Below are 21,529 nucleotides of genomic sequence, written 5' to 3' on the forward strand. Positions count from 1 at the left end.
GCCGCCCCCGGTCGCCCCCGGTTGCAATAGGCAATCAAATCAGTGGCGCAGCGCAGCAAATCTCTTTATAATGCTGGCTGCGTCATCTCCGCGCTCGGCTCGCAAGCCGTTCCGGCCCGACGCCTCGTAGCGTTAAGCTCCAATCCGGTTTAGAACCTGTCCCCTCCTGCTTCGACCTTCGCGGTCGTCACTTATCAGGCTGGCGGCCCCGCTCCTGAAGCGCGCCGCACCCAAAACAGCTTCTAATGCCTCATCCGCCGACGGTTCGGCGGATTGCACCCGTTTCCCGATTTGCTCGCTGAATCCGACGACTTGGGTATGCGCGATTGGCGCCGACGTTTCACCCACTGTGTTTCAAGGATTGTTATGACTTCGAGCATCAACTCCAGCCCGCTCAACGCGATCGCCGACCAGGCGCTCGGTCTCGACGACGCCGCCGCACCGGCCGCGGTCGAACCGGCGTCGGACGAGCCGAGCTTCGCGTCGCTCGGGTTGTCGCCGGAGATCGTCTCCGCGCTGCAGGCCGCCGGCTATGTGAAGCCGACGCCGGTCCAGCAGCGCGCGATTCCGGCCGGCATCGCCGGCCGTGACCTGCTGGTCTCGAGCCCGACCGGTTCGGGCAAGACCGCTGCATTCATGCTGCCCGCGATCGAACGTTTCGCGCAGCTCCAGAAGGCACAGGCGCAGCAACCGCGCGCGCCGCGTGAACCGAACCAGGGCGACCGCCGTGCGCGCCGCCCGCAACCCGTCGCGCGCCCGGGCCTGCTCGTGCTGACGCCGACCCGCGAACTCGCGATGCAGGTCACCACCGCCGCGTCGACCTACGGCAAGCACCTGAAGCGCCTGCGCACGGTCAGCATCCTCGGCGGCGTCGCCTACGGCCAGCAGCTGATGCTGCTCGCGAAGAACCCCGAAATCCTGGTCGCCACGCCGGGCCGTCTGCTCGATCACCTCGAACGCGGCCGTATCGACCTGTCCGAGCTGAAGATGCTCGTGCTCGACGAAGCCGACCGCATGCTCGACATGGGCTTCATCGACGACATCGAAACGATCGTCGCCGCGACGCCCGCGACGCGCCAGACGATGCTGTTCTCGGCCACGCTCGACGGCAAGATCGGTTCGCTGACGAGCCGCCTGCTGAAGGATCCCGAGCGTATCGAGATCCAGCAGCGCCTCGAGTCGCGCGCGAACATCGCGCAGACCGTGCATTACGTCGACGACCGCGACCACAAGGATCGCCTGCTCGATCACCTGCTGCGCGACGACGCGCTCGACCAGGCGATCATCTTCACGGCGACCAAGATCGATGCCGACCAGCTCGCCGGCCGTCTCGCCGACGCAGGCTTCGAATCGGCCGCGCTGCACGGCGACCTGCCGCAGGGCGCGCGTAACCGCACGATCCGTGCGCTGCGCGAGCGCCGTGTGCGCGTGCTGGTCGCGACCGACGTCGCGGCGCGCGGCATCGACATCCCGGGCATCACGCACGTGTTCAACTACGACCTGCCGAAGTTCGCGGAAGACTACGTGCACCGTATCGGCCGTACGGGCCGCGCGGGCCGTTCGGGCACCGCGGTGAGCCTCGTGCACCACGCCGAACAGGGCGCGCTCAAGCGCATCGAACGCTTCGTGCGCTCGCCGCTGCCGGTCAACGTGATCGAAGGTTTCGAGCCGCGCAAGGCCCCCCCGCGCAACGGCGGCACCGGCGGCCGCGGCCGTCCGGGCGGCGGTAACGGCGGCGGTCGACGTTTCGGCGGCAAGCCGGGCGGCGGTCATGGCGGCAACGGCCGCAGCTACGGCGGCGGCAATGGCGGCGGCTGGAGCGGCAAGCCGGGCGGCAGCCGTGACGGCGGCCCGCGCCGCGACGGTCAACGCAGCGGCGGCCCGCGTCGCAGCAACTCCGCGTCGTAAGCACGCACGGGCGGCCACCGGCCGCCCCACGGATGGCACTGCCCATTCAGCCAACCGGCGCATCTGCGCCGGTTTTTTTTCGCCCCGCCCCACATTTCACGATACGGAAAATTTTTTTGTGTCGTAAAAAATCATGCTGCGTGGCACAACCCAAGCGATTGCAGGATGGGAAAGCGCGTTTCTTATCTCGAAATTGCCACCTCAAGTTACTGAATTAAAACAACTAAAAATTTGACTGCCGCCCCGCAAAGCCCCCTGTCCCGCCCCGGTCGATTTGCCTAGACTCTTATACAAGACCTCACGAACCGGAACACAACGCTCCCGGCTTCGAGAGCAGCCTCACCACCGTCAGATTCAACCCATCAGGCATCGCACCGCATCAAGGAGCTCATCATGTCGCGTCAGCAACAGGCACAGGAACTGCAAAAGCAATGGGAAACCGATCCGCGCTGGAAAGGCATCAAGCGCAGCTATTCGGCTGAGGACGTGGTCCGCCTGCGCGGTTCGGTTCCGATCGAGCACACGCTCGCCAAACGCGGCGCGGAAAAGCTGTGGAGCCTCGTCAACAACGAGCCGTTCGTCAACGCACTCGGCGCGCTGACCGGCAACCAGGCGATGCAGCAGGTGAAGGCCGGCCTGAAGGCCATCTACCTGTCCGGCTGGCAAGTGGCCGGCGACGCGAACGTCGCGGGCGAAATGTACCCGGACCAGTCGCTGTACCCGGCGAACTCGGTGCCGCTCGTCGTGAAGCGCATCAACAACACGCTGACGCGCGCCGACCAGATCCAGTGGTCGGAAGGCAAGAATCCGGGCGACGAAGGTTATGTCGACTTCTTCGCACCGATCGTCGCCGACGCGGAAGCCGGTTTCGGCGGCGTGCTGAACGCGTTCGAGCTGATGAAGGCGATGATCGAAGCCGGCGCCTCGGGCGTCCACTTCGAGGACCAGCTCGCGTCGGTGAAGAAGTGCGGCCACATGGGCGGCAAGGTGCTCGTGCCGACCCGCGAAGCCGTCGCGAAGCTGTCGGCAGCGCGTCTCGCGGCCGACGTGATGGGCACGCCGACCGTGCTGGTCGCCCGCACCGACGCGGAAGCCGCCGACCTGATCACGTCCGACGTCGACGACAACGACAAGCCGTTCCTCACGGGCGAGCGCACGGTGGAAGGCTTCTTCCGCACGAAGCCGGGCATCGGGCAGGCAATCTCGCGCGGTCTTGCCTATGCGCCGTACGCCGACCTGGTCTGGTGCGAAACCGGCAAGCCGGATCTCGAGTACGCGAAGAAGTTCGCGGAAGCGATCCACAAGCAGTTCCCGGGCAAGCTGCTGTCGTACAACTGCTCGCCGTCGTTCAACTGGAAGAAGAACCTCGACGACGCGACGATCGCGAAGTTCCAGAAGGAACTCGGCGCGATGGGCTACAAGTTCCAGTTCATCACGCTGGCCGGCTTCCATGCGCTGAACTACTCGATGTTCAACCTCGCGCACGGTTATGCCCGCACGCAGATGAGCGCCTTCGTCGAACTGCAGCAGGCCGAGTTCGCGGCTGCGGACAAGGGCTTCACGGCCGTCAAGCACCAGCGCGAAGTCGGCACCGGCTACTTCGACGCCGTGACGCAGACGGTCGAACGCGAAGCGTCGACGACCGCACTGCACGGCTCGACCGAGGACGAGCAGTTCTTCGACGGCAAGAAGGTCGCGTAACACGCGCCAGGCGTGTCATGCCGATGCCTGCCTCCGTCTCGCGACGGCACGGCATCGGTCACCGAACAAAAATCAGGGAGGAGACGGCAGGCGCGCGATACCGATCGCGCGACCGGCCGCGCGGCCTGCGTGCCGCCAGCAACGACGCGCGCCGGCTTCGTCCGGCGCGCCCTTTTTCCAGGGCACCGCCCTACCGATAGACGATCACCGGAATTTTCGTATGGGTCAGCACGCGCTGCGTCTCGCTGCCGATCAGCAAGCTGCCGAGCCCGCGGCGTCCGTGGGACGCCATGAAGATCACGTCGCAACCGCCGCGTTCTGCCGCCTCGATGATGCCGAGATACGGCGACGGATGGACGCTCGTCCAGGTGTCGCAGTCGACGCCGGCCGCCTTCGCGGCCGATTCGACCTCGTCGAGATGCGTGCGCGCCTCGCGCTCGCTGCGCGCCCGGAAATCGGCGGGCGGCTCGATGATCACTTCGGAAAACGGCGAGTACGGATACTGCGGCAGGCACGCGTACGCCGTGACGCGCGCGCCGACCGCCCGGGCCAGGTCGATCGCGCCGTCGATCGCCTTCTGCGACAGTTCGGAACCGTCGGTTGGAACGAGGATGTGCCGGAACATCGCGCCCTCCTTCGTCAAGTACACGCCGCAAGCCGCGATCCCATCCGGGCCGGCCGTGGCGCGTCGGACATGCCTCCTACGAGTGTAGTGCGCGAAACCGCCCAACCGGCCCCGGCAACGGGTTCGCCCTCATATCGGAAACACGCGGGCGAACGCGACCGGCTCCCGCTGCTACTCGCCCCAATATCCGGGCCGCTCGTAAGTGTGTTTCAGGTAGTCGAGAAACAGCCGCACACGCAGCGGCAGGTGCCGGCGTTGCGGGAACACCGCATGGATGCCGATCGGCGGGGCGGCAAATGCGTCGAGCACGCTGACGAGCCGGCCGGCCGCGATGTCCTCGCCGACCTCCCACCACGAGCGCCACGCCAGGCCATGTCCGGCGAGGCACCACTCATGCAGCACCGCGCCGTCCGAGCATTCCATCGTGCCGTTCACGCGGATCGACACGACCTTGCCGTCCTCCTGGAACGCCCAGCCGCGCTGCTGGTTCGCGTTTGCCGCGAGCGCGAGGCAGTTGTGCCGCGCCAGTTCCGCGAGCGTCGCGGGCGTGCCGCGCCGCACGAGATACGCGGGAGCCGCGACGCACACGCGGCGGTTCTCGCCGAGCTTCAGCGACACGAGCGACGAATCGGGCAGCTCGCCGAGCCGCACCGCGCAATCGAACCCCTCGTTGACGAGGTCGACCATGCGGTCGGACAGGTCGAGCGTGACCGAGACGTCGGGATGCCCGACGCTGAATTCGGGCACGAGCGGCGCGACGTGCCGCCGGCCGAAGCCGGCCGGCGCGGAAATACGCAGGTGGCCGCTCGCTTTGACGCCGCCGGCAGACACGCTCGCCTCGGCGTTCTGCATGTCGTTGATGATCCGCTGGCAGTCCTCGAGAAACGCCGAGCCCTCGAACGTCAGCGTGAGCTTGCGCGTCGTGCGCACCAGCAGCTTGACGCCGAGCCGTTCCTCGAGCGCGTCGAGGCGTCGGCCGATGATCGCCGGGGCGACGCCTTCCGCATGCGCGGCCGCCGACAGGCTGCCCTTCGCCGCGACCGCAGCGAACGTTTCGATCTGCTTGAACCGGTCCATGACTCGCCGGGGCGGTGCCGCCGCCCTTCAAATAGCTTAAACGGCTCAAGATTAGGTATATGAAAGTAAAAGATCAAGTGATGAATAGCGTCTTTTTTAGCGCATACGATCACGAATAGAATTCATTCGACCTCTGAAACCGGAGCGCAAGGCTATGTCGGCCACAACGACACTCTCCTCTCCCGACGCAATCCTCTTCGACGCATTCGGCACGTTGTTCGACGTGCGTGCGGTGCTGGCCGCGGCAGAGCAGATGTTTCCGGGTCACGGGGAACGGTTGTCGCAGCTGTGGCGACGCAAGCAAATCGAATACTCGCAACTGCGCACGCTCGCCGATCCGGCCGGCGCCCACTATCGCCCGTTCCGGGACATCACGCTCGATGCGCTGCGGTTCGCCGCGCGCCGGCTCGGGCTCGCGCTGAACAGCGCGGCCGAGAAGCGACTGATGGACGAATACGCGTGCCTGTCCACCTATCCCGATACGGTGCCCGCGCTGCGCAAGCTGCGCGCGCTCGACCCACGTCCGCCGCTCGCGATCCTGTCGAACGGCACGCCGCAGATGCTCGACATCGCGATCAAGAGCGCCGGCATGTCCGGGCTGTTCGACCGCGTGCTGTCGGCCGACACCGTGCGCGCGTACAAGCCGAGTCCGGCGGCCTATGCGCTCGGCACCGCCGCGTTCGGACCGAACCGGCGCGGCATCGTGTTCGTGTCGTCGAACGCGTGGGACGTCGCCGGCGCCGTCTGGTTCGGCTACACCACGTTCTGGCTCAACCGCACGGGCGCGCCCGCCGAGGAACTCGGCGCGCCGCCGGACGGTACGGGCACCGGCATGGCCGACCTGCTCGCATTCCTCGCCACCCCGGCTCCGTCCGGCAGACCCGCAAACCGCACGCGCCCCGGCCCGGGTGCATGACGTTTGCAGATGCCGCCTTCCCCCTTCACCGAAACCGCAACTGACCGACCAAGGAGATGAGACTCATGAGCACCCCGATCACGCTGCCGCAAGGCATGACGATCACCGGCGAAATCAAGCCGGGTTACGAAGCAATCCTGACGCACGACGCGCTCGCACTCGTCGCGGCGCTGCACCGCACGTTCGAACCGCGCCGCCAGGCGCTGCTGCAGGCGCGCGTCGAGCGCACGAAACGCCTCGACGCGGGCGAGCGCCCCGACTTCCTGGCCGAAACGAAGGCGATCCGCGACGGCGACTGGAAGGTCGCGCCGCTGCCGGCCGACCTGCAATGCCGCCGCGTCGAGATCACGGGCCCCGTCGAGCGCAAGATGATCATCAACGCGCTGAACTCGGGCGCCGACTCGTACATGACGGACTTCGAGGATTCGAACGCACCGAGCTGGACGAACCAGATCGACGGCCAGATCAACCTGAAGGACGCGGTACGCCGGACGATCTCGCTCGAGCAGAACGGCAAGTCCTACCAGTTGAACGACAAGGTCGCGACGCTGATCGTGCGTCCGCGCGGCTGGCACCTCGACGAGAAGCACGTGACGGTCGACGGCCAGCGCGTGTCCGGCGGCATCTTCGATTTCGCGCTGTTCCTGTTCCACAACGCGAAGGAACTGCTTGCGCGCGGCTCGGGCCCGTACTTCTACCTGCCGAAGATGGAAAGCCATCTCGAGGCACGGCTGTGGAACGACATCTTCGTCGCGGCGCAGGAAGCCGTCGGCGTGCCGCGCGGCACGATCCGCGCGACGGTGCTGATCGAGACGATCCTCGCCGCGTTCGAGATGGACGAGATCCTGTACGAACTGCGCGAACACAGCTCGGGCCTGAACGCGGGCCGCTGGGACTACATCTTCTCGGCGATCAAGAAGTTCAAGAACGACCGCGACTTCTGCCTGGCCGAGCGTTCGAAGATCACGATGACGGTGCCGTTCATGCGTGCGTACGCGCTGCTGCTGCTGAAGACCTGCCACAAGCGCAACGCGCCGGCGATCGGCGGGATGAGCGCGCTGATCCCGATCAAGAACGATCCGGAAGCGAACGACAAGGCCATGGGCGGCGTGCGTTCGGACAAGCAGCGCGACGCGACCGACGGCTACGACGGCGGCTGGGTCGCGCACCCGGGCCTCGTGCCGATCGCGATGGAAGAGTTCGTCAAGGTGCTCGGCGACAAGCCGAACCAGATCGCGAAGCAGCGCGACGACGTGCAGGTCGAGGGCAGGAACCTGCTCGACTTCCAGCCTGAAGCGCCGATCACCGAAGCCGGCCTGCGCAACAACATCAACGTCGGCATCCATTACCTCGGCGCCTGGCTCGACGGCAACGGCTGCGTACCGATCCACAACCTGATGGAAGATGCGGCCACGGCCGAGATTTCCCGTTCGCAGGTGTGGCAATGGATCCGCTCGCCGAAGGGCGTGCTCGACGACGGCCGCAAGGTCACGGCCGAGCTCGTGCGGGAATTCTCGAAGGCCGAGCTCGACAACGTGAAGCGCGCGGTCGGCGGCAACACGCAGCCGTACGAGCGCGCCGCCGCGATCTTCGAGCAGATGTCGACGTCGGAAGGCTTCACCGAATTCCTGACGCTGCCGCTGTACGAGGAAATCTGACGAAGCCGCCCGTCCCGATCGGGGCCGCCCCTGCGTCGGCGCCGGTCGCACGCGAATGACGGCACAAACGAAAGCGCCCCTCGGGGCGCTTTTTCCTTTGCGGCTGAAGCGGCTGCCGCGCGATCGGTCAGACGGCTTCCCGCTCGCGCCGGTGCTGAACCCAGTCGCCCGACGCAATGCGCGGACGCCCGGCTGTCGCGTGCGCGGCGACCGGATAGTAAAGGCACGCGTACTGCCGGCCGCCGAGTTCGACGGTCACGTCGTCGGGCTTGAACAGCGAGTCGACACCCGGATAGACGCGCTCGATCTCGTCGAGCACGGGAACGAGCAGGTCGTCGACTTCGTAGACGTCACCCCAGACCAGCGACTTGCCGGCCGACCCGGCAACCATCCCCGGATACGTGCCGAAATCGTACAGTTCTCCGGGCAGCGCGGCGGCGCCGAGCAGCGTCGGCGCGGCAATTCCGTGCCTGGCGGCCGCGTGGCCGATGTCGTTGGCCTCCCCGTTTCTCAAGGTGCCGTAGACGAATACGTAACGCATCGTGGTTCTCCTCTTTGATTCGTGTGTTGCCGTGTTCACGGGCGATTCATGCGCGATCCGTGCGCGATTCGTGCGCAATCCCCCGCGCATCGATAGACCACGATACCGGCCCGATGGTTCGAACGCGCAAGCGCCTCTGGTCGCGGGCGGCCCTGAAATCACCAGGCCCCCACACGACATTCATTTGAGCGCGGCATGATCGCCCGACAAACCGTCACATGCGCTTTCGCGGCGCCTTCTACAATAACGGCATCGCCGCAGCGTTGCCCGAATCGTTCATGAATCCGCCCGCCCAAGCCGACGTACCGAACCTGTACGTCATCGACATTCCGCCCGAATTCGCGCCGACCGCCGTCCATCCGATGCGCGTGCGCGCACGACAGCTCGACGCCGGGCGCCGCATCCCGCTGCATACGCATTCATGGGCACAGCTCGCGTACGCATCGCGCGGCGTGCTGCGCGTCGCGACGACCGGCACAACATGGATGGTGCCGCCGTCCCGTGCGATCTGGGTACCGCCGCACGTGACGCACGAGGTCGTGATCGTCGAAGAGGCGTTCTTGCGCACGCTGTACATCGACGAGTCGATCGTGCCGGAAGGGCTTGACGCGTGCCGTGTCGTCGAAGTGACGGGGCTCCTGCGCGAACTGATCGTCGCGCTCGACGCGCGCGACCTGAGCACCGCGCGCGAGCGCCTGCTGTGCGGGCTCGTGCTCGACGAGCTGAGTCGCGCCGAACCGCTGCCGCTCGCAGTGCCGATGCCTGACGAAAAACGGCTGCGCATGCTGTGCGAATCGGTACTCGCGCATCCGGCGCATGCGGAGTCGCTCGAGCACTGGGCAAGCGAGGTCGGCGCGAGCACGCGCACGATTTCGCGGCTCTTCAAGCAGGAACTGGGCGTGAGTTTTTCGCAGTGGCGTCAGCAGGCACTGCTGGCACGGGCCATTCCGCTGCTGAACCAGGGGCGCCCGCTGTCGCATATCGCGCGCGAGCTCGGCTACCAGAGCCAGAGCGCCTTTTCGGCGATGTTCCGGCGCGCATTCGGCGAAAGCCCGCGCGCATTCATGCTGCGCGGCTACGAACACCGCGGCCCGGAAGGCAGCCTCGCGGACGACGAAACCCCGGACGACGACGCTGTCGGCGCTGTCCGCTGAACGCGTCGTTCGGGGCCATCAGCGCGTCAGACCGGCCGCACCATGTGACGGATCGAGCCAAGTTGCGCGAGCCGCGACCCGGCAACCTGATAGCCCATGCGCAAATAAAGACGCGCGGCAGGATTGTCGACGAACACGCGCAATTGCAGTTCGTGCAGCCCGCGCGCACGCGCCCAGCGGTGCGACATGTCGAGCATGTAGGTGCCGGCGCCCTGCCCGCGATGACCGGCCGCGATCTGTACGTCGCGGATGTGCAGCGAATCGCCCTCCTCGGTCACGCGCAGCACGCCGATGCGCTCGCCGTCGGACTCGAGGATGAAGTTCTCGGATTCGCGCCAGCTCGCGTAGAACAGGTCGCTGCGCCAGACGAGCCCATGGCGCTTGTAATAGCCGCCCATGTTGCCGTGCGTCAGCGCTTCGGCAAACAGAAAATCGCCGGCCTCCGCGGGCCGGAGCTGATACAGGAGTCGCAGGTCGGTCGGATCGAGCATCGCGCAGGGGTCAAGAACGCATCCCGCCACGATAGCGCAGTCGCGTGCGGATGCAATCGCGGATTTCTCGTAGCGGCTCGACGCGTGATGACCGGTGGTTACGTGCCGCCTGCGGATACAACCGGCGCCACAAAGGCAAAAGCCCGCGCGAGGCGGACTTCTTCATTTTTTGGCGGAGCAGACGGGACTCGCCTACATTCTGCAGGCCGCGGATGCGCGTGCACGCGCATCCCTTCGCGTCCCGCCGGAAGCCGCGCAGACGGCTTCCTCCGCTCCGCGGTCACGCGCCCGCCAGCGAGCGCAATCGACGATACAAATGAAAAAGCCCGCACAAGGCGGGCTTCTTCATTTTTTTGGCGGAGCGGACGGGACTCGAACCCGCGACCCCCGGCGTGACAGGCCGGTATTCTAACCGACTGAACTACCGCTCCAGTCTTGCTGCTTGCCTGGCAGGCGTCGGTTGCTTCCTGCCGGCGCATCGTTTGTTCGAACGACGCCGAAATCTGGCGTCCCCTAGGGGATTCGAACCCCTGTACTCACCGTGAAAGGGTGATGTCCTAGGCCTCTAGACGAAGGGGACAACGTACTGCTTACATCCTTAATGCAAAAGCCCGTTCAAAAAACGTTCTTTGAACGGGCTTCGTTCTGGCGGAGCGGACGGGGCTCGAACCCGCGACCCCCGGCGTGACAGGCCGGTATTCTAACCAACTGAACTACCGCTCCAGCTTTCCTTACCCTCGCCTGCAGGATCTTGTCACGCTCCTGCAAGCGATGCGGCACTTCTACGAAACGCCGCTGAATCCTGGCGTCCCCTAGGGGATTCGAACCCCTGTACTCACCGTGAAAGGGTGATGTCCTAGGCCTCTAGACGAAGGGGACAACGTACTGCTTACATCTTTAATACAAAAGCCCGCTCAAAAACGTCTTGAACGGGCTTCGTTCTGGCGGAGCGGACGGGACTCGAACCCGCGACCCCCGGCGTGACAGGCCGGTATTCTAACCGACTGAACTACCGCTCCAGCTTTCTTACCCAACCCGCAGGACGTCGGTTACGTTCCCGCAAGCCTTGCGACACTTCTACGAAACGCCGCTGAATCTGGCGTCCCCTAGGGGATTCGAACCCCTGTACTCACCGTGAAAGGGTGATGTCCTAGGCCTCTAGACGAAGGGGACATAATCTTTTCAGATCTGTCTGACTTTCGCTATTCACTTTTCAATCAACAGCGAAGGCCGAAATTCTAACTGCTTTGAATCATTTTGTGAAGCATTTATTACTACCCTACTTGCTTCGCAAATCAACTCAGCTTGTTCTGATGGTGGAGGTAAGCGGGATCGAACCGCTGACCTCTTGCATGCCATGCAAGCGCTCTCCCAGCTGAGCTATACCCCCTTGCAGAACAGAAATGAGATTATATGGAGCTACTTTGAACTTGTAAATACCCTTTTTGCGATTGGAGCGAAATTTTTTGCGAAGCCGCCGCGATGTCACGCACGGGCAGCTTCGCTCGCCACCGAATCTCAGGCCAGCGCGGCCTCGATGCGCGACACCACGACATCGCGACCGAACAGGACGAGCACCGCGTCGATCGACGGCGTGTGCGTCGTCCCCGCCACCAGCAGGCGCACCGGCATCGCGAGTTGCGGCATCTTCAGCTTGTGCGTGCCGAGCGTCGCCTTCAGCGCGGCGGATACGGCCTCCTTCGTCCAGTCGGCCGCTTTCAGCGCAGCGACGAGATCGGCCAGCGCCGGACGCACTGCATCGGTCACGTGCTGCGCAAGCGCATCGGCCTCCGGTGCCGGCACACGGTAGAACATCGCAGCGCCTTCCGCGATCTCCTTGACCGTCGTCGCGCGATCCTTCATCAGCCCGACCACGGCATCGAGCGCCGGGCCCGTGGCGATCGCCGCATCGTCGACGCCGAGTGCGGCGAGGAACGGTTTGGCCAGCTCGGCGAGGCGCGCGTTGTCCGCTTCCTTGATGTAATGCGCGTTCAGCCAGCTCAGCTTGCTGTGGTCGTATTGCGCGGGCGACTTGCCGAGATGCTCGAGATCGAACCATTCGACGAACTGCTCACGCGAGAAGATTTCGGCATCGCCGTGCGACCAGCCGAGGCGAGCGAGATAGTTGACGACCGCTTCGGGCAGGAAACCCGCGTCGCGATACGCCATCACGCTCATCGCGCCATGCCGCTTGCTCATCTTCTCGCCCTGCTCGTTCAGCACGGTCGGCAGGTGCGCGTAGACCGGCGCCTCGCCGCCGAGCGCATTCAGGATGTTGATCTGGCGCGGCGTGTTGTTCACGTGGTCGTCGCCACGGATCACGTGCGTGATGCCCATGTCCATGTCGTCCACCACCACGCAGAAGTTGTAGATCGGCGTGCCGTCCGGACGCGCGATCACGAGGTCGTCGAGTTCCTCGTTCGAAATCTCGACACGCCCCTTCACCGCGTCATCCCACACGACCGTGCCCGTCAGCGGATTGCGGAAACGCAGCACCGGCTTCACGCCGGCCGGCGGCTCCGGCAGCACCTTGCCGGGCTCCGGACGCCACGTGCCGTCGTAGCGCGGCTTCAGGCCGGCCTCGCGCTGGCGTTCGCGCAGCGCGTCGAGTTCCTCGGCCGACATGTAGCACGGGTATGCAAGCCCCTTCTCCAGCATCTGCGCGAGCACCTCGCGATAGCGGTCCATCCGCTGCATCTGGTAGATCGGGCCTTCGTCGAAATCCAGGCCGAGCCATTGCATCCCTTCGAGGATCGCGTCGACCGCTTCCTGCGACGAGCGTTCGACGTCGGTGTCCTCGATGCGCAGCACGAACGTGCCCTTCATCTTGCGGGCGAACGCCCACGGATAGAGCGCGGAGCGGATGTTGCCGAGGTGGATGAAGCCGGTGGGACTCGGCGCGAAGCGGGTACGGACAGGACGGGTCATAAACGGTAACTCGAACGCCTGGGGCGCATGAATGATTCGACGCGGGATCGACGGCGGCAGCCCGGACAGCAACGGGGCCGGCCGCGCCCGGAACGGGAAAGAAGCCGGAATTATACTCGCGCCGGACATCGCGCCAAGCGCGCCGCTTGCTTTATGATGTGCGCGCCGCGGCCGCCAGCCGGCGCGGCACCGGCCGCACGGAACCTGCCGCGCGGCCGCTCGGAACCTATCGCCGCCGCGGGCCGTGTAACCCGCCGCCAAGCCGCCGGAGAACCATTCGATGTCGTCCCCTCGCCTGTCGCGCCGCCACTTCACGATCGCCGCCGCGTCCGCCAGCCTCGCCGCCTGCACGTCGTTCGGCGACAAATCCCGTTCGGACAATACTTCCGGCGCCACGCAGCCGCGCGAGAAGCCGGTGAAGATCGGCATCGCGCTCGGCGGCGGCGCCGCGCGCGGCTTCTCGCACATCGGCGTGCTGAAGGCGCTCGAGGCGCGCGGCATCCCGGTCGAAATCGTCGCGGGCACGAGCGCGGGCTCGGTGGTCGGCGCACTGTATGCGTCGGGCATGAGCGCACTGCAGATCAACAAGATCGCGCTCGACATGGATCAGGCGGCGATCAGCGACTGGGCGCTGCCGTTCCGTTCGCGCGGGCTGCTGCAAGGCGTGGCGCTGCAGAACTTCCTGAACAAGACGCTCAACAACCGGCCGATCGAGAAGATGGCGAAGCCGCTCGGCATTGTCGCGACCGATCTGCAGAGCGGTCAGCCGATCCTGTTCCAGCAGGGCAATGCGGGGCTCGCGGTGCGTGCGTCGTGCAGCGTGCCGTCGGTGTTCGAACCGGTGAAGATCGGCAACCGCGAATATGTCGACGGCGGCCTCGTGAGCCCCGTGCCGGCGTCGTACGCGCGCAAGATGGGCGCGAGCTTCGTGATCGCGGTCGACATCTCGGCCCGGCCGGACGGCGCGGCAACCAACAACCCGATCGAGATGCTGCTGCAGACCTTCACGATCATGGGCCAGACGATCAAGACCTACGAGCTCGAAAAGTACGCCGACGTCGTGATCCGCCCGAACCTCGCGGCCATGGGCGGCAGCGACTTCAACCAGCGCAACGCGGCCATTCTTGCAGGCGAGGAAGCCGTCGCGCGCATCATGCCGGAACTGCAGCGCAAGCTCGCGGCAGCGCGCGGCGTGGCCGCCGCGTAAGCACGCGATGCGCAGGCCGGCGCGCGCTGCCGGCCCGCAAACGACGGCGCGACCGTCATTCACCGTTTGCACCGCCCCAAAACAAAAAACCCTGCCGCCTTTCGGTGACAGGGTTTTTTCGATCCGGCCGGTCCGGCCGTCGAACGTCAGTTGTTGCCGTTCGCCGAATCGTCGCCAATCGTCGCGCGCACGCGCTGACGCAGATCTTCCGGCTTCATCGGGAACTCCGACTCAAGCCGGCGCGCGCCGGTGAAACGCTTTTCCCAGTAGCCGCTATCGAGATCGTCGACGCGGATGGTGCTGCCCGTCGACGGCGAGTGCACGAACTTGTTGTCGCCGATGTAGATGCCGACGTGCGAGAACGTGCGGCGCATCGTGTTGAAGAACACGAGATCGCCCGGCTTGAGGTTGCTCATGCTCACCTTCTCGCCGACGCGGCTCATCTCTTCCGCTCGACGCGGCAGCGACATGCCGAGGGTATCCTGGAACACGTAGCGCACGAAGCCGCTGCAGTCGAGGCCCGAATCCGGCGAGTTGCCGCCCCAGCGATAGCGCACGCCGATCATGTTCAGCGCGCCGACGACCACGTCGCCTGCCTTGCCAGCCATGCCGGCGAGGAACGACTTCGCGCCACCGCCCGACGGCTGCGCGCTGGTCTGCTGGAGGGAGGAATTCGACGCGTTCTGCGTCGAATTTGTGACATTCTGGTTAAAACTGCTGACTTCGTCGGCGAACGCGCCGGGTGCTGCTGCGAACAGGGCGCCGATGAATAGCCCGGCGATGGTGCGCGCGCATGCCTGGGTCAGGGATCGATGCTGCATTGGTCGATGGAATTTGCTTAAAAATCAGCTGATTGGCGGAAAATTTCGGTCGATACTAGCCAGCGCGTAATCGTTTGTCAAAACAAATTAATAAATACAATCGAGATGATCAGACCATTGGCGGCCTATCACGCTTTCCAGACCGCTTTCAACAGCTTTTGTGTGTAAGGATGTGACGGTCTGCCGAAGATGTCGGCCACCTCTCCCGACTCGACGACGGCCCCGCCCTGCATCACCGCGACGCGGTGTGCCATCGCCCCGATCACCTCCAGGTCATGGCTGATGAATACATAGCCGAGGTTGTATTTCTGTTGCAAATTCGCGAGCAGCTTGAGCACCTGCTGCTGGATCGACACGTCGAGCGCGGACGTCGGCTCGTCGAGGATCAGGATGCGCGGTTCCAGCACCAGCGCGCGCGCGATCGCGATCCGCTGGCGCTGCCCGCCCGAGAATTCGTGCGGATAACGGTGCAGCACCGTGCGGTCGAGGCCGACTTCGCGCAGCACCGCGAGCGACTTCGCGCGACGCGCATCGGGCGTCATGTCCGGGCGATGCAGTTCGAGCCCCTCGCCGACGATCCGCTCGATCGTGTGACGCGGAGAAAGCGAACTGAACGGATCCTGAAAGACCACCTGCATGTTCGAGCGCAGGGCGGTCTGTTCGCGGCCGCGATAGGTCGACAGCGCACGCCCCTGGAATTCGATCGTGCCGCCGGCCGTCTTTTGCAGGCCGAGCAGCGCCATCGCGAGCGTCGACTTCCCGGATCCCGATTCACCGACGATGCCGAGCGTCTCGCCCTGCCGCACCGACACCGACACATCCGCGACGGCCGTCACGGGTACCGAGCCGAACCAGCCCGCGATGCCCGGCCGCTTGCGCGCGAACTGCACGCTCACGTGGCGGGCATCGAGCACGACGGGCGCGATCGGCATCACCGGCGCGACCGCGCGTTGCGGACGGCTGTTCAGCAGCCGCTGCGTATACGGATGCTCGGGTTCCGCGAAGATCCGCTCGACCGGCCCGCTCTCGACGAGCCGGCCGTGCTCCATCACCGCGACGCGATCCGCGAAGTGCCGCACGAGATTCAGGTCGTGCGTGATCAGCAGGATCGCCATCCCGCGCTTTTCCGCCTCCTCGCGCTGCAGTTCCAGCAGCAGGTCGACGATCTGCGCGCGGATCGTCACGTCGAGCGCGGTGGTCGGCTCGTCGGCCAGCAGCAGGCGCGGCCGGCAGGCGAGCGCCATCGCGATCATCGCGCGCTGCCGCTGGCCGCCCGACAACTGGTGCGGATAGCTGTCGACACGCTTCTCCGGCTCCGCGATGCCCGTGCGCGCAAGCAGAGCGATCGCACGCTTGCGCGCCTCGACCGCCGATACGCCGTCGTGCAGCACGATCGTCTCGCCGATTTGCACGCCGATCGTATACAGCGGGTTGAGCGCCGTCATCGGTTCCTGGAAGATCATCGCGATGTCCGAGCCGCGCAGCCCGCGCATCTCGCGCTCGCTCTTGCCAGCCAGGTCCTGCCCCGCGAAGCGGATCGCGCCGCTCACGTCGGCGTCGCGCAGCAGCCGCAGGATCGACAGCGCGGTCACGCTCTTGCCGGAACCCGACTCGCCGACCAGCGCGACGCGCTCGCCGCGACCGATCTCGAGCGTCACGTCGTCCACCGCGACCGTGTCGCCGAAGCGCACATGCAGATGCTCGAGCGCCAGCAGCGGCTCATGCTGCGTCGATACGACCGGTTCGCTCATCGCTGGCCTCCCGCCGCGCGCACCGAATCGGCGATCCGCGTGTCGAGTGCGTTGCGCAGCGCGTCGCCCATGAAGGTCAGCAGCAGCAGCGTCGTGACCAGCACGCCGAAGGTCGACAACGAGATCCACCATGCGTCGAGGTTGCCCTTGCCCTGCGCGAGCAGTTCGCCGAGGCTCGGAGTCGGCGGCGGCACGCCGAGCCCGAGGAAATCGAGGCTCGTGAGCGCGAGGATCGAGCCGCTCATCCGGAACGGCAGGAACGTGATCACCGGCGTGAGACTGTTCGGCAGCACATGGCGCCAGATGATCTGCCAGTTCGTGAGCCCCATCGCGCGCGCCGCGCGCACGTAGTCCTGCGTGCGGTTGCGCAGGAATTCCGCGCGCACGTAGTCGGCGAGCCCGATCCAGCCGAACAGCGACAGCAGCACGATCAGCAGCAGGAAACTCGGCTCGAAGATCGACGCGAAGATGATCAGCAGGTACAGCTCGGGCAGCGAACTCCAGATCTCGATCAGGCGCTGCCCGACGATGTCGATGCGCCCGCCGAAGAAGCCCTGCACGGCGCCCGCGGCGATCCCGAGCAGCGTGCCGATCACGGTCAGGATCAGCCCGAACTCGACCGACACGCGGAACCCGTACACGAGCCGGGCGAGCAGGTCGCGCCCCTGCGCGTCGGTGCCGAGCCAGTTAGCGCGCGACGGCGGCGCGGGGTTCGGCACGTTCGAGAAGTAGTTCAGCGTGTCGTAGTAGTAATGGTTCGGCGGGTAGACGACGAAGTTGCCGGGTGCCTCGAGCCGCTTGCGCACATACGGATCGAGATAGTCGGCCGGCGTCGGGAAATCGCCGCCGAAGGTCGTCTCCGGATACGCATGGAACATCGGGAAATAGGTCTGGCCGTCGTAACGCACGACGAGCGGCTTGTCGTTCGACCACAGCGGCGCCGCGAGACTCGCGGCGAACGCGACGACGAAGATCACGAAGCTCCAGTAGCCGAGGCGCTGCTGCCTGAAGCGCTGCCATACGCGGCGCGCGGGAGACGGCGACATGCGGGCGCGCGCCGCGTCGATGCGGGACGACACGACGGCCCGGTTCATCGCGCACCTCGCCCGGTGACGCCGGGCATGCAGACGGACGGTTTCATGTCAGCGCTCCAGGGTGTCGAATTGAATGCGCGGATCGACCCACACATAGCAGAGATCGGAGATCAGCTTGGTCGCAAGGCCGATCAGCGTGAACAGGTACAGCGTGCCGAGCACGACCGGATAGTCGCGCCGCACGACCGATTCGTACGACAGCAGCCCGAGGCCGTCGAGCGAGAACAGCGTCTCGATCAGCAGGCTGCCCGTGAAGAACGCGCCGATGAACGCGGCCGGGAAACCGACGATCAGCGGCAGCATCGCGTTGCGGAACACGTGCTTCCACAGCACGCTGCGCTCGGAGAGCCCCTTCGCGCGCGCGGTCAGCACGTATTGCCGGCGGATCTGGTCGAGGAACGCATTCTTCGTGAGCATCGTGACGACCGCGAAGCTGCCGACGACCGACGCCGTGATCGGCAGCGCGATGTGCCACAGGTAGTCGAGCACCTTGCCGACGAGTGACAGCTGGGCGAAGTTGTCCGACGTGAGCCCGCGCAGCGGGAAAAGCTGCCAGAACGAGCCGCCGCCGAACAGCACGAGCAGCAGCACGCCGAGCACGAAGCCCGGAATCGCATAACCGACGAGCACGACGAGGCTCGTCGCGACGTCGAACGGCGAGCCGTTGCGCACGGCCTTCGCGATGCCGAGCGGCACCGAGATCAGGTACGTGAGGAAGAACGTCCACAGCCCGATGCTGATCGACACGGGCAGCTTCTGCACGACCAGCGACCACACGCTCTGGTGGCGGAAGTAGCTGTCGCCGAGATCGAAGCGCGCGAAGCGCTTCAGCATCAGCCAGTAGCGTTCGAGCGGCGGTTTGTCGAAGCCGTACAGCGCCTTGAGCTGCGCAAGCTGCTGTGCGTCGACGCCGGTGTGCGCGCGCATCCCGAACGGCACCGCCCCCTGCTCCGTCGCGCCCTTGCGCAATTCCTGCACGGCCTGTTCGACGGGGCCGCCCGGTACGAACTGGATCACGGCGAACGTGAGCGTCAGCACTCCGATGAGCGTCGGGATCATCAGCAGCAGGCGTTTGAGGATGTAGCTCCACATGGGCGTCGACTCGCGATCGGTAGGCAGGGTTGGACGTAGGGGCGGCGTGGCTCAGTGATCGGGCTTCGCCCACCAGGTCGACACGACCCAGCCCTCGGCCGAATAGTACAGCGGCAGCGTCTGCGGGTAGCCAAGCGTGCGCTTGTACGCGATCCGGTGCGTCGTGCTGTACCACTGCGGGACGGCGTAGTAGCCATGCATCAGCACGCGGTCGAGCGCGTGTGTCGCATCGAGCAATTCGTCGCGCGACTGCGCGGTGCCGAGTGCGTGCAGCAACGCGTCGACGGCCGGTGACTTCAGACCGATGACATTGGATGATCCCGGCTCGTCCGCGAACTTGCTGGCAAAACGCGCAAACTGTTCTGCGCCCGGTACCTGTACGCCGACGTAGCGGATCGGCGTCATGTCGTAGTCGAAGGCGTCGAGACGCTTTTGCAACAGCGCGAAATCAGCCGTCCTAAAGCGTACCTCGATGCCGAGCTTCGCAAGATTGCGCTGGTAGGCTGCCACGATCCCCTGGAATGGGGACCCTGCATCGTCCAGGATCTCGAACGTGAAAGGCTCTCCTTGCGCATTGCGCAATGCGCCATCGCGATAAGTCCAGCCTGCCTGCGCAAGCAGTGCCCGCGCCTTCAACAGGTTCGCGCGCAGCGAATTCGGCGGGTTCGTGTTCGGTTGCACGACCATCGGGCCGAATACGACCGGGTCAAGCTGCGCACGCAGCGGCTCGAGCAGCTTCAGTTCGCCCGGCCCCGGCAGACCGGTGGCCTGCAGGTCGGTGTCAGCGAAATAGCTGTCGAGGCGCGTATAACCGCCATAGAACAGTTGGCGATTCAGCCATTCGAAGTCGAGCGCGAGGTCAAGCGCCTGGCGCACACGCACATCGCGAAACAGCGGCCTGCGCAGGTTCATGAAGAAGCCCTGCATGCCGGCGCCGTTGTGTTGCCGGAATTCACGCTTGATCAACTCGCCGCTGTCAAAGCGCTTGCCGACATCCTGCCGTATCCAATTGCGCGCGATGTTCTCGACAAGTACGTCAAATTCACCTGCCTTGAACCCCTCGAGCCGCGCAACGCCCTCTCCGTACAGCTTGTAGACGATCCGTTCGAAGTTGTTGGTGCCCACCCGCACCGGCAGGTCGGCCCCCCAATATGCCGGGTTGCGCCGGTATGTAATGTTGCGGCCGTTGTCGTAGCGCTCGATCAGGTACGGGCCGCTGCCGATCGGCTGCTCGAACGCGAGCTGGTCGAACGGGATGCGCGAGCCGTCCGCGCGCAATCCCCACTTGCGCGAAAACACCGGCACGCCGCCGGCGATCAGCGGCAGTTCACGATTCGCGCTGCGGAACTCGAAACGCACGGTGGCGGGATCAACCACCACGGCCTTCGTGATTTCCGCGAAATACGCGCCGAACTGCGGCGCGGCCAGCTTGCTCTTCAGTGTGTCGAACGAGAACTTGACGTCGTCGGCCGTGACCGGGTCGCCATTGGAAAAGCGCGCGCGCGGATTCAGGTGGAACGTGACCGAACGGCGATCCGGTGCGATGTCGATGTCGTCGGCGAGCAGCCCGTACGCGGACGCCGGCTCGTCCGAACTGCCGGTCGCGAGGCTCTCGAACAACATGTCGATGCCCGGCGCGGGATTGCCGCGCATCGTAAACGGGTTGAACTTGTCGAACGAGGTCAGCCGGTTGGGGTTCGCGAGCACGAGCGTGCCGCCCTTCGGCGCGTCGGGGTTGACGTAGTCGAAATGCCTGAAGCCCGGCGGATACTTCGGCACGCCGTACTGCGCAATGGCGTAGGCCGCGTGCGCGGCCGTCGCGGCCAGCGCCGCCTGCAACACGAACACCGCGGCCGTGCGGCCGGCAACCCGTACGGCACGGCGGACACGCACGGCGGCCCGGGGCGAACCCTTCGTCATAGAGGCCCTGTCGGTCGAATGAGGGTAGTAACGAGGGACGATTCTACCCATTCAATCCGTCGGGCCAAAAGAAAACCGCCATGCAGGCGGTTTCTTCATCAGCGGACGTTGCGCGCACATCACGCGTGCGCCCTGTCGATCAACGCCAGCCGTTGTGGCGACCGTTGTCCCAATGGCCGTGACCGCGATCCCAGCCGGGGCGGCCGCCGTGACGGCGGTACCACTCGTCGCGGCCCCAGTAGCGACGGCCGTCCCAGTAGCGGTCGCCATGCCAGCCGATCACGATAGTCGGCGCCGGTGCGTAGACGGGTGCCGGCGCGTAGACCGGCGCAGGCTGATAGACGACCGGCGGCGGAGGCGGCGGCGCATACACAGGTGCGGGCGCGACGTAGACCGGTGCCGGAACGCCGAGATTGATCCCGACATTGACTCCCGCCATTGCTGCGCCCGACACGAGCAAGGCCGTCATACCGGTCAAGAGCGAGGCAATACGCAAGGTCTTCATGGATTCCTCTTTGGGGGTTGTTTGATGTGTGATTCGACTATAACGGCAAGCGTTGCCACCGCATATTTCAAGTTTGTAAGAACTGATGCGCGGCATCGCAACGGCAAGCTTGCGCTAACGTCTTGTAACAATCGACGGCC

The 21,529-nt window shown here is 65.5% G+C and carries 17 protein-coding genes and 7 tRNA genes; 6 read left to right on the forward strand and 18 right to left on the reverse strand.

Annotated elements, in window-relative coordinates:
• Positions 1 to 366 precede the first annotated feature (366 nt).
• Together PQB87_RS11610 and aceA are read left to right on the forward strand one after the other, a co-directional pair.
• Complete coding sequence (locus PQB87_RS11610) at positions 367 to 1,908, forward strand: DEAD/DEAH box helicase (protein ID WP_021159078.1); 1,542 nt, start codon at positions 367 to 369, stop codon at positions 1,906 to 1,908.
• A gap of 393 nt (positions 1,909 to 2,301) precedes the next feature.
• The gene (gene aceA / locus PQB87_RS11615; protein ID WP_027787068.1) at positions 2,302 to 3,609 is read left to right on the forward strand and encodes an isocitrate lyase; all 1,308 of its coding nucleotides are present in this window, start codon (positions 2,302 to 2,304) and stop codon (positions 3,607 to 3,609) included.
• A 190-nt stretch (positions 3,610 to 3,799) separates the two neighbouring features.
• Here aceA and PQB87_RS11620 read toward each other — a convergent pair whose 3' ends face one another.
• The gene (locus PQB87_RS11620) at positions 3,800 to 4,234 is read right to left on the reverse strand and encodes a universal stress protein (protein ID WP_011352489.1); all 435 of its coding nucleotides are present in this window, start codon (positions 4,232 to 4,234) and stop codon (positions 3,800 to 3,802) included.
• A 171-nt stretch (positions 4,235 to 4,405) separates the two neighbouring features.
• Entirely contained in the window at positions 4,406 to 5,311 is a 906-nt protein-coding gene (locus PQB87_RS11625) for a LysR family transcriptional regulator (RefSeq protein WP_021159074.1), read from the reverse strand.
• A gap of 154 nt (positions 5,312 to 5,465) precedes the next feature.
• Here PQB87_RS11625 and PQB87_RS11630 point away from each other — a divergent pair, with 154 nt between their 5' ends.
• Both PQB87_RS11630 and aceB read left to right on the forward strand, forming a co-directional pair.
• On the forward strand, positions 5,466 to 6,227 hold the full coding sequence (locus PQB87_RS11630) for a haloacid dehalogenase type II (RefSeq protein ID WP_059687309.1): 762 nt from the start codon (positions 5,466 to 5,468) through the stop codon (positions 6,225 to 6,227).
• Between the two features lie 65 nt (positions 6,228 to 6,292).
• Positions 6,293 to 7,885 carry a malate synthase A gene (aceB, locus tag PQB87_RS11635; protein ID WP_489241874.1) on the forward strand — a complete coding sequence of 531 codons (1,593 nt, stop codon included), beginning with the start codon at positions 6,293 to 6,295 and terminating at the stop codon, positions 7,883 to 7,885.
• Between the two features lie 127 nt (positions 7,886 to 8,012).
• On the opposite strand, the gene PQB87_RS11640 is transcribed toward aceB, so the two are convergent.
• Positions 8,013 to 8,426, reverse strand: a complete 414-nt coding sequence (locus PQB87_RS11640; RefSeq protein WP_059687308.1) for a gamma-glutamylcyclotransferase family protein — start codon at positions 8,424 to 8,426, stop codon at positions 8,013 to 8,015.
• Between the two features lie 278 nt (positions 8,427 to 8,704).
• Between PQB87_RS11640 and PQB87_RS11645 the strand changes: the two genes are divergently transcribed.
• Positions 8,705 to 9,580, forward strand: coding sequence for an AraC family transcriptional regulator (locus tag PQB87_RS11645; protein WP_059687427.1), 876 nt, complete (start codon positions 8,705 to 8,707; stop codon positions 9,578 to 9,580).
• Positions 9,581 to 9,606: 26 nt separating this feature from the next.
• Here the strand turns inward: PQB87_RS11645 and PQB87_RS11650 are convergent, their stop codons facing one another.
• The 9 genes from PQB87_RS11650 to gltX form a co-directional block, all read right to left on the reverse strand.
• Positions 9,607 to 10,071: a GNAT family N-acetyltransferase gene (locus tag PQB87_RS11650; protein ID WP_489241877.1), complete on the reverse strand. Its 465-nt coding sequence runs from the start codon at positions 10,069 to 10,071 to the stop codon at positions 9,607 to 9,609.
• A 354-nt stretch (positions 10,072 to 10,425) separates the two neighbouring features.
• Positions 10,426 to 10,502, reverse strand: a tRNA-Asp gene (locus PQB87_RS11655).
• Between the two features lie 73 nt (positions 10,503 to 10,575).
• Positions 10,576 to 10,651: transfer RNA gene (locus PQB87_RS11660), tRNA-Glu, on the reverse strand.
• A 66-nt stretch (positions 10,652 to 10,717) separates the two neighbouring features.
• Positions 10,718 to 10,794: transfer RNA gene (locus PQB87_RS11665), tRNA-Asp, on the reverse strand.
• Between the two features lie 80 nt (positions 10,795 to 10,874).
• Positions 10,875 to 10,950, reverse strand: a tRNA-Glu gene (locus PQB87_RS11670).
• 63 nt (positions 10,951 to 11,013) lie between these two features.
• A tRNA-Asp gene (locus PQB87_RS11675) sits at positions 11,014 to 11,090 on the reverse strand.
• 78 nt (positions 11,091 to 11,168) lie between these two features.
• Positions 11,169 to 11,244, reverse strand: a tRNA-Glu gene (locus tag PQB87_RS11680).
• A 141-nt stretch (positions 11,245 to 11,385) separates the two neighbouring features.
• Positions 11,386 to 11,461, reverse strand: a tRNA-Ala gene (locus PQB87_RS11685).
• A 128-nt stretch (positions 11,462 to 11,589) separates the two neighbouring features.
• Entirely contained in the window at positions 11,590 to 12,999 is a 1,410-nt protein-coding gene (gltX, locus tag PQB87_RS11690; protein WP_042977076.1) for a glutamate--tRNA ligase, read from the reverse strand.
• A 280-nt stretch (positions 13,000 to 13,279) separates the two neighbouring features.
• Here gltX and PQB87_RS11695 point away from each other — a divergent pair, with 280 nt between their 5' ends.
• Entirely contained in the window at positions 13,280 to 14,206 is a 927-nt protein-coding gene (locus PQB87_RS11695; protein ID WP_489241879.1) for a patatin-like phospholipase family protein, read from the forward strand.
• Between the two features lie 146 nt (positions 14,207 to 14,352).
• Here PQB87_RS11695 and PQB87_RS11700 read toward each other — a convergent pair whose 3' ends face one another.
• The 6 genes from PQB87_RS11700 to PQB87_RS11725 all read right to left on the reverse strand — a co-directional run bounded on the left by PQB87_RS11700 (position 14,353) and on the right by PQB87_RS11725 (position 21,389).
• A complete protein-coding gene (locus PQB87_RS11700; RefSeq protein ID WP_021162486.1) occupies positions 14,353 to 15,027 on the reverse strand; it encodes a C40 family peptidase in 675 nt (224 codons plus the stop codon).
• Between the two features lie 128 nt (positions 15,028 to 15,155).
• Positions 15,156 to 16,778 carry an ABC transporter ATP-binding protein gene (locus tag PQB87_RS11705; RefSeq protein ID WP_059688874.1) on the reverse strand — a complete coding sequence of 541 codons (1,623 nt, stop codon included), beginning with the start codon at positions 16,776 to 16,778 and terminating at the stop codon, positions 15,156 to 15,158.
• Positions 16,775 to 17,872: an ABC transporter permease gene (locus tag PQB87_RS11710; RefSeq protein WP_174413491.1), complete on the reverse strand. Its 1,098-nt coding sequence runs from the start codon at positions 17,870 to 17,872 to the stop codon at positions 16,775 to 16,777. The genes PQB87_RS11705 and PQB87_RS11710 overlap by 4 nt, the downstream gene beginning before the upstream one ends.
• A gap of 48 nt (positions 17,873 to 17,920) precedes the next feature.
• A complete protein-coding gene (locus PQB87_RS11715) occupies positions 17,921 to 18,964 on the reverse strand; it encodes a microcin C ABC transporter permease YejB (RefSeq protein WP_042977074.1) in 1,044 nt (347 codons plus the stop codon).
• 51 nt (positions 18,965 to 19,015) lie between these two features.
• Positions 19,016 to 20,884, reverse strand: a complete 1,869-nt coding sequence (locus PQB87_RS11720; RefSeq protein ID WP_489241883.1) for an extracellular solute-binding protein — start codon at positions 20,882 to 20,884, stop codon at positions 19,016 to 19,018.
• Positions 20,885 to 21,023: 139 nt separating this feature from the next.
• Positions 21,024 to 21,389: a hypothetical protein gene (locus tag PQB87_RS11725; protein ID WP_021162483.1), complete on the reverse strand. Its 366-nt coding sequence runs from the start codon at positions 21,387 to 21,389 to the stop codon at positions 21,024 to 21,026.
• Between the last annotated feature and the right edge of the window lie 140 nt (positions 21,390 to 21,529).

The organism is Burkholderia sp. KL41, assembly GCF_057005415.2.

Bases quoted from the DNA above. Each gene is read 5' to 3' on its own strand.
- PQB87_RS11700 (WP_021162486.1), bottom strand. From the start codon at position 15,027: ATGCAGCATCGATCCCTGACCCAGGCATGCGCGCGCACCATCGCCGGG.
- PQB87_RS11640 (WP_059687308.1), bottom strand. From the start codon at position 8,426: ATGCGTTACGTATTCGTCTACGGCACCTTGAGAAACGGGGAGGCCAAC.
- PQB87_RS11715 (WP_042977074.1), bottom strand. From the start codon at position 18,964: ATGTGGAGCTACATCCTCAAACGCCTGCTGCTGATGATCCCGACGCTC.
- PQB87_RS11710 (WP_174413491.1), bottom strand. From the start codon at position 17,872: ATGAACCGGGCCGTCGTGTCGTCCCGCATCGACGCGGCGCGCGCCCGC.
- gltX (WP_042977076.1), bottom strand. From the start codon at position 12,999: ATGACCCGTCCTGTCCGTACCCGCTTCGCGCCGAGTCCCACCGGCTTC.
- PQB87_RS11645 (WP_059687427.1), top strand. From the start codon at position 8,705: ATGAATCCGCCCGCCCAAGCCGACGTACCGAACCTGTACGTCATCGAC.
- aceB (WP_489241874.1), top strand. From the start codon at position 6,293: ATGAGCACCCCGATCACGCTGCCGCAAGGCATGACGATCACCGGCGAA.
- PQB87_RS11650 (WP_489241877.1), bottom strand. From the start codon at position 10,071: ATGCTCGATCCGACCGACCTGCGACTCCTGTATCAGCTCCGGCCCGCG.
- PQB87_RS11705 (WP_059688874.1), bottom strand. From the start codon at position 16,778: ATGAGCGAACCGGTCGTATCGACGCAGCATGAGCCGCTGCTGGCGCTC.
- PQB87_RS11610 (WP_021159078.1), top strand. From the start codon at position 367: ATGACTTCGAGCATCAACTCCAGCCCGCTCAACGCGATCGCCGACCAG.
- PQB87_RS11725 (WP_021162483.1), bottom strand. From the start codon at position 21,389: ATGAAGACCTTGCGTATTGCCTCGCTCTTGACCGGTATGACGGCCTTG.
- PQB87_RS11620 (WP_011352489.1), bottom strand. From the start codon at position 4,234: ATGTTCCGGCACATCCTCGTTCCAACCGACGGTTCCGAACTGTCGCAG.
- PQB87_RS11625 (WP_021159074.1), bottom strand. From the start codon at position 5,311: ATGGACCGGTTCAAGCAGATCGAAACGTTCGCTGCGGTCGCGGCGAAG.
- PQB87_RS11720 (WP_489241883.1), bottom strand. From the start codon at position 20,884: ATGACGAAGGGTTCGCCCCGGGCCGCCGTGCGTGTCCGCCGTGCCGTA.
- PQB87_RS11695 (WP_489241879.1), top strand. From the start codon at position 13,280: ATGTCGTCCCCTCGCCTGTCGCGCCGCCACTTCACGATCGCCGCCGCG.
- aceA (WP_027787068.1), top strand. From the start codon at position 2,302: ATGTCGCGTCAGCAACAGGCACAGGAACTGCAAAAGCAATGGGAAACC.
- PQB87_RS11630 (WP_059687309.1), top strand. From the start codon at position 5,466: ATGTCGGCCACAACGACACTCTCCTCTCCCGACGCAATCCTCTTCGAC.